At 60.2% G+C, this 11,626-nt stretch carries 13 protein-coding genes; 10 read left to right on the top strand and 3 right to left on the bottom strand.

Features of this window, described 5'->3' with window-relative positions; genetic code table 11:
* Position 1 precedes the first annotated feature (1 nt).
* From cysT to F8N85_RS04335, 3 genes are read left to right on the top strand one after another with little or no spacing between them, the layout of a single operon-like run.
* Positions 2-820 (top strand): sulfate ABC transporter permease subunit CysT, encoded by an 819-nt coding sequence (gene cysT, locus F8N85_RS04345; RefSeq protein WP_150802443.1) that lies wholly within the window; start codon positions 2-4, stop codon positions 818-820.
* Positions 821-833: 13 nt separating this feature from the next.
* Positions 834-1,706, top strand: coding sequence for a sulfate ABC transporter permease subunit CysW (cysW, locus tag F8N85_RS04340; RefSeq protein ID WP_150802442.1), 873 nt, complete (start codon positions 834-836; stop codon positions 1,704-1,706).
* Positions 1,707-1,709: 3 nt separating this feature from the next.
* Complete coding sequence (locus F8N85_RS04335) at positions 1,710-2,699, top strand: sulfate/molybdate ABC transporter ATP-binding protein (protein ID WP_150802441.1); 990 nt, start codon at positions 1,710-1,712, stop codon at positions 2,697-2,699.
* An 88-nt stretch (positions 2,700-2,787) separates the two neighbouring features.
* Here F8N85_RS04335 and F8N85_RS04330 read toward each other — a convergent pair whose 3' ends face one another.
* Entirely contained in the window at positions 2,788-3,312 is a 525-nt protein-coding gene (locus F8N85_RS04330) for a DUF962 domain-containing protein (RefSeq protein WP_150802440.1), read from the bottom strand.
* An 85-nt stretch (positions 3,313-3,397) separates the two neighbouring features.
* Here F8N85_RS04330 and F8N85_RS04325 point away from each other — a divergent pair, with 85 nt between their 5' ends.
* A complete protein-coding gene (locus tag F8N85_RS04325; protein WP_150802439.1) occupies positions 3,398-4,084 on the top strand; it encodes a Crp/Fnr family transcriptional regulator in 687 nt (228 codons plus the stop codon).
* An 87-nt stretch (positions 4,085-4,171) separates the two neighbouring features.
* Positions 4,172-4,540 (top strand): response regulator, encoded by a 369-nt coding sequence (locus tag F8N85_RS04320; RefSeq protein WP_150802438.1) that lies wholly within the window; start codon positions 4,172-4,174, stop codon positions 4,538-4,540.
* 152 nt (positions 4,541-4,692) lie between these two features.
* On the opposite strand, the gene F8N85_RS04315 is transcribed toward F8N85_RS04320, so the two are convergent.
* The gene (locus F8N85_RS04315; RefSeq protein WP_150802437.1) at positions 4,693-5,697 is read right to left on the bottom strand and encodes an AraC family transcriptional regulator; all 1,005 of its coding nucleotides are present in this window, start codon (positions 5,695-5,697) and stop codon (positions 4,693-4,695) included.
* Positions 5,698-6,070: 373 nt separating this feature from the next.
* On the bottom strand, positions 6,071-6,919 hold the full coding sequence (locus F8N85_RS04310; protein WP_150802436.1) for an IclR family transcriptional regulator: 849 nt from the start codon (positions 6,917-6,919) through the stop codon (positions 6,071-6,073).
* Positions 6,920-7,288: 369 nt separating this feature from the next.
* Here F8N85_RS04310 and F8N85_RS04305 point away from each other — a divergent pair, with 369 nt between their 5' ends.
* The 5 genes from F8N85_RS04305 to F8N85_RS04285 all read left to right on the top strand — a co-directional run bounded on the left by F8N85_RS04305 (position 7,289) and on the right by F8N85_RS04285 (position 11,610).
* Positions 7,289-8,047, top strand: a complete 759-nt coding sequence (locus tag F8N85_RS04305; RefSeq protein ID WP_150802435.1) for an ABC transporter substrate-binding protein — start codon at positions 7,289-7,291, stop codon at positions 8,045-8,047.
* A 72-nt stretch (positions 8,048-8,119) separates the two neighbouring features.
* Positions 8,120-8,779, top strand: coding sequence for an amino acid ABC transporter permease (locus F8N85_RS04300; RefSeq protein ID WP_150802434.1), 660 nt, complete (start codon positions 8,120-8,122; stop codon positions 8,777-8,779).
* On the top strand, positions 8,776-9,507 hold the full coding sequence (locus F8N85_RS04295; RefSeq protein WP_150802433.1) for an amino acid ABC transporter ATP-binding protein: 732 nt from the start codon (positions 8,776-8,778) through the stop codon (positions 9,505-9,507). The genes F8N85_RS04300 and F8N85_RS04295 overlap by 4 nt, the downstream gene beginning before the upstream one ends.
* 65 nt (positions 9,508-9,572) lie before the next feature.
* Positions 9,573-10,856, top strand: coding sequence for an NAD(P)/FAD-dependent oxidoreductase (locus F8N85_RS04290; RefSeq protein ID WP_191636107.1), 1,284 nt, complete (start codon positions 9,573-9,575; stop codon positions 10,854-10,856).
* Positions 10,857-11,028: 172 nt separating this feature from the next.
* Positions 11,029-11,610, top strand: coding sequence for an alpha/beta hydrolase (locus tag F8N85_RS04285; RefSeq protein WP_150802431.1), 582 nt, complete (start codon positions 11,029-11,031; stop codon positions 11,608-11,610).
* Positions 11,611-11,626 lie beyond the last annotated feature (16 nt).

The raw sequence follows: 11,626 nt of genomic DNA, 5'->3' as shown, positions 1-11,626 counted from the left end.
TATGTCGCGTCGTATCTCCCCCGTCATACCCGGCTTCGGGCTGACGCTGGGTTACACCTTGGTGTACCTCAGCCTGATTGTGCTCATACCCCTGGCAGCGATGTTCGTGCATGCCGCTCAACTCACCTGGGATCAGTTCTGGGCGATCATCTCCGCCCCCCGCGTGCTGGCGGCGTTGAAGCTGAGTTTCAGTACCGCGCTGTACGCCGCGATCATCAACGGCATCATCGGTACGTTGCTGGCCTGGGTGCTGGTGCGCTACACCTTCCCCGGCCGCAAGATCATCGACGCGATGATCGACCTGCCATTCGCGTTGCCCACCGCCGTGGCCGGTATTGCGTTGACTGCGCTGTACGCTCCGAACGGACTGGTCGGGCAGTTCGCCGCTGATCTGGGCTTCAAGATTGCCTACACCCCGCTGGGTATCACCCTGGCGCTGACCTTCGTCACCTTGCCGTTCGTGGTGCGTACGGTGCAGCCGGTGCTCGCCGACATCCCTCGCGAAGTCGAAGAAGCCGCTGCCTGCCTGGGGGCCAAGCCATTGCAGGTGTTTCGCTACATCCTGGTGCCGGCGTTGCTGCCCGCCTGGCTGACCGGTTTCGCCCTGGCCTTCGCCCGTGGCGTTGGTGAGTATGGTTCGGTGATCTTCATCGCCGGCAACATGCCGATGAAGACCGAGATCCTGCCGCTGCTGATCATGGTCAAGCTCGACCAATACGACTACACCGGCGCCACCTCCATCGGCGTGCTGATGCTGGTGGTTTCCTTCGTCCTGTTGCTGCTGATCAACTTGTTGCAGCGGCGCATCGAAACCCCATAAGGAGGCCCGGAATATGTCCAGTTCAACGCTTACCGCCGCTTCCTCGGCTAACGCTGCCCGTCGTGGCAGCGCCGTTTCACGACGCATTCTGATTGGCCTCGGCTGGCTGATCTTCGCCCTGTTTCTGTTGTTGCCGCTGTTTATCGTGGTGTCCCAGGGGCTGAAACTCGGCCTCGGCGCATTCTTCACCGCGATCTTCGAGCCGGATGCGCTATCGGCCCTGAAGCTGACGGTGGTCGCGGTGCTGATTTCGGTGCCGCTCAATCTGGTGTTCGGCGTCAGCGCCGCCTGGTGCGTGAGCAAGTACTCGTTCCGCGGCAAGAGCATGCTGGTGACCCTGATCGACTTGCCGTTCTCGGTGTCGCCGGTGATCGCCGGTCTGGTCTATGTGCTGATGTTCGGCGCCCAGGGCTTCTTCGGCCCATGGCTGCAGGACCACGACATCCAGATCGTCTTCGCGCTGCCAGGCATCGTACTGGCGACCATCTTCGTCACCGTGCCGTTCGTGGCCCGGGAGCTGATCCCGCTGATGCAGGAGCAGGGTACCCAGGAAGAAGAAGCCGCGCGGCTGCTGGGCGCCAACGGCTGGCAGATGTTCTGGCATGTCACGGTGCCGAACATCAAATGGGGTCTGATCTACGGCGTGGTGCTCTGTACCGCGCGGGCGATGGGTGAGTTCGGCGCGGTTTCGGTGGTGTCCGGGCACATCCGCGGGGTGACCAACACTTTGCCGCTGCATGTCGAGATCCTCTACAACGAATACAACCATGTCGCGGCGTTTGCCGTGGCGAGTCTGTTGCTGATCCTGGCGCTCTTCATCCTGCTGCTCAAGCAGTGGAGCGAGAACCGTATTAACCGCCTGCGCGCCAGTGCGGCGGAGGAATAAATCATGTCGATCGAAGTCCGTAATGTCAGCAAGAACTTCCACGCCTTCAAAGCCCTGGACCGCATCAATCTGGACATCCAGAGCGGTGAACTGGTGGCGCTGCTCGGCCCCTCCGGTTGCGGCAAGACCACGCTGCTGAGGATCATCGCCGGCCTCGAAACCCCGGATGACGGCAGCATTGTGTTCCACGGCGAAGACGTCTCCGGTCACGACGTGCGTGATCGAAACGTCGGGTTCGTGTTCCAGCACTACGCGTTGTTTCGCCACATGACGGTGTTCGACAACGTCGCGTTTGGCCTGCGCATGAAGCCGAAAAAACAGCGCCCGAGCGAAAGCCAGATCGCGGTCAAAGTCCACGAACTGCTGAACATGGTGCAACTGGACTGGCTCTCCGACCGCTACCCGGAACAGCTTTCCGGTGGCCAGCGTCAACGTATCGCCCTGGCCCGTGCCCTGGCGGTGGAGCCGAAAGTCCTGCTGCTGGACGAACCCTTCGGCGCGCTGGATGCCAAGGTTCGTAAAGAACTGCGGCGCTGGCTGGCGCGGTTGCACGAAGACATCAACCTGACCTCGGTGTTCGTGACCCACGACCAGGAAGAGGCCATGGAAGTGGCCGACCGTATCGTGGTGATGAACAAGGGCGTGATCGAGCAGATCGGCTCGCCAGGTGAAGTCTACGAAAACCCGGCCAGCGATTTCGTCTATCACTTCCTTGGCGACTCCAACCGCCTGCACCTTGGCGAAGACAACCACGTGCTGTTTCGCCCGCACGAGGTGTCGCTGTCGCGCCATGAACTGGAAGACCACCACGCTGCTGAAGTGCGCGATATCCGCCCACTGGGCGCGACTACCCGGGTGACGCTGAAAGTCGAAGGGCAGAGTGAGTTGATCGAAGCGGAAGTGGTCAAGGATCACGACAGCCTGATCGGCCTGGCGCGCGGTGAGACGTTGTTCTTCAAGCCGAAGGTCTGGCAGAAAGTGGCTAACCTTTAAGATCAGAAGATCGCAGCCTGCGGCAGCTCCTACGGGGATTTTCGGACACCTGTAGGAGCTGCCGCAGGCTGCGATCTTTTAAGAATTTTCAAGCCGCCGCATTTTTCCGATTGATCCGGACCCCACCCACTCGCGCCTCGATCTGCTCTTTGAGGTCCCGCCGCAACCCCAGCATGAACGCCAGTTCGGCCACGACAAACAGCGGCCCGACTATCAATCCCGTCACGTCATCGACAAACGCCGGTTTGCGCCCTTCGTAGTGATGGCCGACAAACTGGATGGCCCAGCCGATGACAAACATACCGATGCCGCTGCCGAGCCAAACCAACGTGCTTTCCTGCGCAAGCACCTGACCTAGCCAAACGGACAGGCCAAGCAACACGCTCATCAACACGCCCAGGCGCAGTTCCAGACGCAAATAGAACCACGCCGAGGCCAGTGCCAACAGCACCGCTGGCGACACCCAGAGCCCGGCCAGCGGCCATTGCGGCCGTGACAGCAATACCGCAACAGCGACCACGATCAGCGGTATGCCAATAAAGTGGCTGATGATATTTCGCGGGTCGCGATGGTAGGCGGCGTATTGACTGAGATGGTCAACGAGGCTTTTCATTGTTATTGGCTCCTTTAGGGAGTTCGATCATGCCCTGCGCTCAATCTTCGCTCTGTCAGCCAGGCGACAATCATCGGGAGTTCTAATGGATAGGCAGGCCTGGCGTGCGCTGTTGTCGAGCGGTCAGTGGTTCGCTCATTTACCTGCCTTGTTACAGGATAGTCTGCTGGCGGCCGCCAGGGTGCGGCGCCTGGCGCCCGGTCAACGGTTGTTCAAGCGCGGTGATCCGCCTTGTGGCTTGTATGGGGTGCTTGAGGGGGCGGTGCGCATTGGCGCGGTCAGCGAGCAGGGCAAGGAAGCGCTGCTCAGTGTGGTCGAACCGCCGCACTGGTTCGGTGAAATCTGCCTGTTCGATGGCCGGCCGCGAACCCACGACGCCTACGGTGTCGGCCGCTGCACTCTGTTGCAGGTGACTCAGAGTGCGATGCTCGAACTGCTGGAAGAGCATCCACTGTACTGGCGCCACCTGGCGTTGTTGATGAGCCATAAATTGCGCCTGACGTTCATCAATCTCGAACAGCTGAGCCTGATGCCCGCGGCGGCGCGTGTGGCTCACCGACTGCTGATGATTGCCGAAGGTTATGGCGAGACCGAGTCCTCGCGCCGGGTCCTGCAGTTGCCCCAGGAACAGTTGGCGCTGATGCTTTCGCTTTCCCGGCAGACCACCAACCAGATCCTCAAGGACCTGCAGAACCAGGGCATCGTGCAGTTGAATTATGGCGAGATCGAAGTGCTGGATCTGGAAAAATTACGGGGCGCGGCGCAGGCCTGAATCAGTCGGCTCATCCGAAATAACCGTTAGTGATGGGCAATGGCCGCCAAGGCGCCTAGCCTGTGTCCACGATAATCGAGGTGCACCATGCGTTTGCTGTTAGTGGAAGACGAACCCAAGACTGCAAAACTCTTGGCCGAGGGCCTGGGCGAAGCGAGCTATGCGGTGGATGTGGCGGTCGACGGGATGCAGGGGCGACGCTTTATCGAAGAGCGGCCTGAGTACGATCTGGTCATCCTTGACGTCATGTTGCCTGGGCTCAATGCCTGGCAATTGCAGCAGCAGATTCGTAAGCGCGGCGCGACGCCGGTGTTGTTTCTGACCACCAGGGACGGGATTGAAGATCGGCTGCGCGGGCTTGAGTTGCATGACGATGATTATTTGCTCAAGCCGTTTGCCACGAGTGAGCTGGTGGCACGGGTGCGCAAGTTGTTACGGCGTGATCGGGGGCGGTGATTGGGGGTGTCCGGGCTAATGCCATCGTCGGATCGCCGCCCGGAGCAAGCTCGCTCCCACAAGGTAGGAGTCTGACTACAGGTTTGTGAACACCTCCTTACCTGTGGGAGCGAGCTTGCTCGCGATGGGGCCGGCGCAGGCAACACAAATTTTCACCGCAACCCATCCCGAAACTGCCCCGGGGTCATCCCGGTCCAGCGCTTGAACGCGCGGCTGAAGCTGCTGGTATCGGCAAAGCCCAGCAGATAGCTGATCTCGCTCAATGAGCACTGCGGGTCACGCAGGTGCAGCAGCGCCAGGTTCTCCCGACATTCGTTGAGCAAGGTATCAAAGCGATAACCTTCATCGGCCAGATGTCGATGCAGACTGCGCAGGCTCAAATGCAGAGCCTCGGCGATGCGTTCAGCAGAGGGTTCGCCTTCCGGTAATTGCGCTTCAATTGCAGCGCGGACCTTGCGCTCCCAGGTCAATGGTTTCGATTGCGTCAGGGTGCGCTCGAGCGCTGTTTCGTTGTGTTCGGCCAGTTCCGGGTTGGCGTCATCCAGATGACTGTCGAAATCGCTGACGGCAAACTCCAGACGGTCCTCGTCGGCCGCAAAGAAGATCGGCGCGCGGAACACTGTGTGCCAGTGTTTGGGATCAGCCGGTTCCGGCCGGCGCAGGTACACCGCCAGCGGTGCATAGTCCCGACCCAGACGGTTGCGGCAGGTACGTACATAAATCGCCGCAAAGGCATCGATGGCTTCGTAGGCTGGCGTCGGGCTGCTCTGAGGCACCTTCAGATGAAAGCAGTAGCGGTCGCCGTGCTGGTTCAGTTCCAGCTCCAGCGCATCGCTGACCACCTGGTGATAACGCACGATCCGCTCAAAGACTTCACGCAAGCTGCCGCTGGCCACCAGCGCATAACCCAGCGCGTGAAAGCTGGTCGGGCTGACGAAGCGCGAGACTCGCAAGCCGATCGCCGGGTCGCCGCTGGCCTTGACCGCCACTTCCCACAGGCGCGTGGTGGCGGACAGCGGATACCGGGCGTTCGGGTCGTCCATCAGTTGCGGGTCGAGCCCGGCTTCGCGGCACAGTGCATCGCTGTCGAGGCCAAGCGCATCGAGTTGTTTGCGCAGGGCGCGGGTCCAACTGGCGAGGGAGGTAGGTTCAATCATGATGATTGGCGCTTCCAGTCAACAGGTTGGCGTTCACGGCGAGCACGCTGCGCGATGACGCAGGGCAGGAGGCGAACATCAATAATCAGAGAATGGAATCATGCGGGGTACTTCTGCAAGCCCCAGGCGCCCGAATGGGCAAGCCGTTTGAGTGAAATGATGAATTCTTATATTTATTTTTGATCTAGTAAAAATATAAAAAATTACTTTGAGATATAAGTGCTTCAAATCAATCATAGGCCTGCATCGAGCGCACGTTATCACCCGGCGCTCAACGATTTTCGGGCCGTCTCCTTGGCAGGGTGCGGCCTTTTTTTTGTTCTTTTGCCGCAAGCGGCTGGTTCAACTGCAGGCGCTCCAGGCTCCCACGGTTTTAGCGCGATTTTACCGGTGCGGCCGGTGCCACCGGCTGTTCGATATTTGGCCCAAGAAATGAGGTCAGCGGCCGCTGTGTCGGCGGCGTGGTCGAGATCAATCGCGCCGTGTCCTGCATCATCGGGATGAAGCGCGAGACGGCTTTCTTGAGTGACCATTTGGACACCGGCACGGACATCTGCAGGCTGGCCACCACGTGGTGATTGAGATCGAACACCGGTACGGCGAGCGCGAGGTCTCCGCGGTAGTACTCCTCACTGCAGTACGCATAGCCCTCTTGCCGCGCTATTTGAAGGCGATCGAGCAGTGCTTCCAGATCAACCACGGTATTTGGCGTGAAACGAATCCGCTGTGTGCTTTCCAGGATCGCGAGCGCCTGCTCTTCAGGCAAACACGAGAGATAGGCGCGCCCCGTTGAAGAGCAATACATCGGAATTCGGCGTCCAACCGGCATGTGCACCATGAGGCGCATCGGGCTTGGAAATCGGCCGATGTAGATCATGTCCGTACCGGCCGGCTCCGCCAGGTTCACCGTCTCCCCCGCGTTTCGATTCAATTCGAGCAGATAGGGATTCGCTCGATCCAGTAGCGAATGTGACTGTAGGTAGTGACAGCCCGCATCAAGGGTTCGCGACGACAACGAATAGCGCTTGCTGACCGGGTCTTTGAGCAACAGGCCAAGCGCTTCCAGCGTGAAGGCGAATCGCTGCGCGGCGCTACGGCTGATGCCGGCAGCAGCGGCGATCTCCGGCAGGCTCATCGACGCATGCTGCGGATCGAAGGCATCGAGCACGGCGATGCCAGTGGCGAGAGATTGCACATACAACGTCGAATCTGCGGGGTTCATGGTAGTCCGTTGCCTGGCGACAAAGCCGCCCGAATATCAATAGATAGAGACTGCATCTCGATAGAAGCTGACCGTATATCGATAGATCGCAGGCGTCAAGTAGGGGCCCCGCTCCCCGAAAAATCTCCCCGAACAAGGCCATAACCTCAGTGTTTACGGCCCATTGGTAAAACCTCGGCTGTGGATATTTCACCGTGCCTGCCGATTTTTGACTATTGACGGTAATGGGTTGCTGATGCAGGATCGAATCTGCATGCAATATATGCATATCGCTGTGCGATACGGTTAATGGTCTGAAATTCCGTTCTGACCGATCCTGGTCGGCACAGTCCGCGCGCTTTCAGAGGCGGTTTCAAAAGGGGATTCCACATGTTGCATAAAACAATAAAATCGTTGGTCGCCGTCGTCTCCACCGTTGCCTTGCTGTCGACGGCGCACGCCGAACTCCCGGTGCTGAAGGTCGGCGCCACGCCAAGTGCGGTGCCGTTCAATTATCTGGATCCGCAGAGCAACACGCTCAAGGGCTTGATGATCGACATTGCCGGTGCCGTCGGCAAGGAGGTCGGCTTCACGCCCGAGATCGTACCGATTCCGTTCACCTCCCTCGTACCCGCCTTGCAAACCGGCAAGATCCAGATCATTGCCTCGGCATTCGCCCGCACTCCGGCCCGCGCCGAGGTCGTCGACTTCTCGGACATCGTTGTGAGCTACGGCGAGGGGTTGATCGTCCCCGCAGCGGATGCCACGCCCTACCTCAGTTTTGCCGACCTGAAAGGCAAGATCATCGGCGTGCAAGTCGGTACGTCTTATGTCGAGCCGATAACGGCTGTGGGTGGCTTCAAGGAAGTGAAACTCTACGACACGATGGCCGATATGGTTCGAGACATCGCGCTCGGTCGCCTGGACGCCGCGTTCGGTGACGGTCCGGTAGTCGCCTATCAAGTGCGCCAGGTCGGCGCCAGGGTGCGCCTGGTCGACACTTACAAATCGGTGATCGCAACCGACATCGCGCTGGCCGTGAAGAAGGGCGATGCCGCGACCGTCGCGAAGATCAACGCGGCCATCGACAAACTTCGCCAGGACGGCACTTTGCGCACGATTCTCGCGAAGTGGGCCGTCGCCTCCTGATCGGTTCCTCTCCTAACCCGCACGCGGTCCCTTAGCCCGGGACGGCGCGTGCACACGCTCCGGAGGTTGTAGATGTTCGATTCCTTCCTGACTGATGCAGTGGATTACCTGCCCATGCTGCTGCAGGGCGCACTGACCACGATTTACATCACCGCCACTGCGCTGGTGATCGCTACCGTACTCGGCTTGTTCTGGGCCCTTCTGCGGGTGAGTGGTATCGCCCCGCTTGCCCATGCCAGCCGCGTGCTGACCAACGTCTTCCGAGGCATCCCGATCATCGTGGTGCTGTTTTACATGTACTTCGTGATCCCGGAGATCGGCATCAGCCTGACCGCGTTTCAGGCCGGTTCCCTGGGCCTGGGCATCGCCTATTCCTCGTACATGGCAGAAGTGTTTCGTGCGGGTATCGATGCGGTGGATGTCGGGCAGTTCGAGGCTGCCCAGTCGATTGGCATGTCGCGTGCGAAGTTGATGCGCCGAGTGGTGCTGCCGCAGGCGTTGCGCATGGCATTGCCGCCCTATGGCAACAACGTGGTGATGATGCTCAAGGACTCTTCCCAAACGGCTGTCATCACCGTGGTCGAGCTGTCGATGCAAAGCAAATTGATCGCTGCAGCCACCTTCAATAGTTCGACGGTCTTTACCCTTGTCGCGCTGATGTACCTCGCGATGAGCCTGCCAATGATGTACGCGATCGGCCGTCTCGAAAAAAGCATGGGGAGCAAAAAATGATCAAAATCGAGAACCTGAGCAAGTCATTCGGCGCGCACCGCGTGTTGAGCGGCATCAACGCAGAAATTCATTCTGGCGAAGTAGTTTGCCTGATCGGCCCTTCCGGCTCGGGCAAGTCGACGCTGCTGCGCTGCATCAATGGGCTGGAGCGTTACGAAGCCGGTAGCGTATCGGTCGAAGGCCTGAAGGTTGATGCTGGGCGATCGGACATTCGCCATGTACGGCAACGTGTCGGGATGGTGTTCCAGCGATTCAATCTTTTTCCCCATCGCACGGCGCTCGAGAATGTGATCGAAGGCCCGGTTCATGTGAAAGGTGAAAATCCCCGCGAGGCCGCCGAACGGGGACGCGAGCTGCTTGCCAGTGTGGGCCTCGCGGAAAAAGTTGACCACTTCCCGCACCAGTTGTCCGGAGGTCAGCAGCAGCGAGTGGCAATCGCCCGCGCCCTGGCCATGCAGCCTGAAGCCATCTTGTTCGACGAACCCACCTCTGCACTTGACCCGGAACTGGTCGGCGAGGTGCTGGCGGTCATGCGCGGGCTGGCCGAGAAAGGGATGACCATGATCATCGTCACCCACGAGATGGGTTTCGCCCGAGACGTATCCGACCGAGTGCTGTTTCTCGATGGCGGACGCATCGCCGAGCAGGGGCCGTCCAGAGAAGTATTGAGCGCGCCGAGCAACGAACGCATGCGCGATTTCCTGCGCCGAGTCACGCACGCAAGTTAAGCCATCCAGCGGCGCTTGCCGTTCCCGAACCCGCATACCGTATAGGCTTTACCATGACAGCGAATATGCACTTCCCGACGTCCACGCTGTGGGCGGCGACCACTGCTGCGCGTAGCGCGACACCGCCGATTACCGGGCCACTTTCTGTCGATGTCGCAGTGATCGGTGGTGGCTTCACCGGATTGTCCGCCGCGCTCCATCTTGCTGAATCGGGTGTCAATGTCGCCCTGTTCGAGGCGTCCGAAATCGCCCACCGAGCCTCCGGCCGCAACGGTGGCCAGGTGGTCCCGGGCTTCAAACCGACACCGGCGGCACTGATCAAACGGTTTGGCGCTGAGACCGCGACGCGCATGATGCGTTTTGGGTATCACAGTGCGGATGAGCTGTTCGAGCTCGTCGAGCGCTATAAGATCGATTGCTCACCGACGCGCGATGGCTGGATCCAGGGGGCGTTTTCCGAAGCGTCCGCCCGGTATTTACAGGCTCGGGCACAAGCAATCAACAATCACGGCGGTGACGCCCAGTACCTCGACCGCGACGCCATGGCTGTGGCGACTGGCTCGAAATTCTGGCCGGCAGGTTTGCTTGAGCGCCGTGCCGGCGCGGTGCATCCGCTGGCCTATGCCCTAGGGCTCGCGAGCGCCGCACTGGCTTGCGGGGCGGCCATCCATGAACACTCGCCAGTCAGTGCGATCACACCTGTTGCCGGTGGCGTCGAGCTGACAGTGAATGGTCACATTGTTCGGGCGAAGCAGGTGATTCTGGCCACTGATGCTTATACCGACCGGCTGTGGCCTTCCGTTGCGCAATCGTATGTCACCGTGTCGAGCGCGCAGATCGCAACCGACCCTCTTCCAGCTACCTTGCGCGAACGCATCATGTCGCGTGGGGCGGGCGTCTCGGAGACGCGCAAAATCACCTACTACTGTCGTATCGACCCCGACGGCCGCTTTGTCATTGGGGGCCGCGGGCATTCTGCCGACACACTCGATCCCGCAACACGGGCGCAACTTCAGGCCGCGGCTATCGAACGTTTTCCGGAACTCGCCGGTGTGGACTGGGTACATGGTTGGGCGTGTCGCGTCGGCATGACCATCGATGATCTGCCGCGCCTGCATCAATTGGCGGACGGTGTATGGACCGCGTACGGCTATTGCGGTCGCGGCGTGGCGATGGGCACTGCACTGGGGCGCGTGCTCGCGCAGGCCGTGCGTGGTTGCGACGTCGCGCAACTGGAGTTTCCCGTCACCCCGGTCTCACGCCTGCCGCTGTACCCCGCCCGCCAGCTCGGTGCCGCGCTGGCGATCAGTTGGTACCGATTGCGCGATTCACTCGGGTATCCCGCCTAGCGTGCCGGCCTTTTGATTTCTTGCCTCGGTTGATCGCAGCCTGCAGCATCCGCTACAGGGTGCGATGCTTATATTCTTTTTAGGTCTTAATAAATAGCTTCTTATTCCTTAACGAATATAACTCTCCTCCCTATACTTGCTCCCGAACAGACAAGCAGCCGGAGGGCTCCCCATGCGCTACGAATCAATTCGCTACCTGATCGTGCCGGGCTGGCAAGGATCGTCAGAAGATCATTGGCAAAGCCATTGGCAGAGCAGTTTGCCGAACAGCGCGCGTGTGGAGCAAGCCGACTGGTTAACACCGCGTCGTGAAGATTGGGTTGCCGCGCTGGCCGAGGCCATCGCCGCCGACAGCACGCCGGTGATCCTGATCGCCCACAGCCTGGGGTGCATCACCGTTGCTCATTGGGCGGCACAGGCGCCCGTCGGCTTTTTGCGGCAGGTCCGCGGCGCCTTGCTGGTCGCCCCCGCGGATGTCGAACGCCCTGCCTGCGCACCGGCCTTGCGCAACTTCGCACCGATCCCGACGCACCTGTTGCCGTTTCCCAGCCAGGTCGTCAGCTCGGACAACGACACTGCCGTCAGCGCCACTCGTGCCCTTGAGCTGGCCCGCCATTGGGGCGCCGAAGCCGGGATTCTGGCCGGTGCCGGGCACATTAATGTGAAGTCCGGGCACCAACGCTGGGAGCAGGGCTTCGCCTACCTCTACCGTCTGCAAAACCGCATGGAACAGCATTCCCTGCGTCGCGCTTGAGTCTTTTATTTTTTTA

The sequence above is a fragment of the Pseudomonas fluorescens genome (assembly GCF_902497875.1).
Taxonomy (GTDB): domain Bacteria; phylum Pseudomonadota; class Gammaproteobacteria; order Pseudomonadales; family Pseudomonadaceae; genus Aquipseudomonas; species Aquipseudomonas fluorescens_BR.
This window is presented reverse-complemented; position numbering and strand designations above follow the sequence as displayed.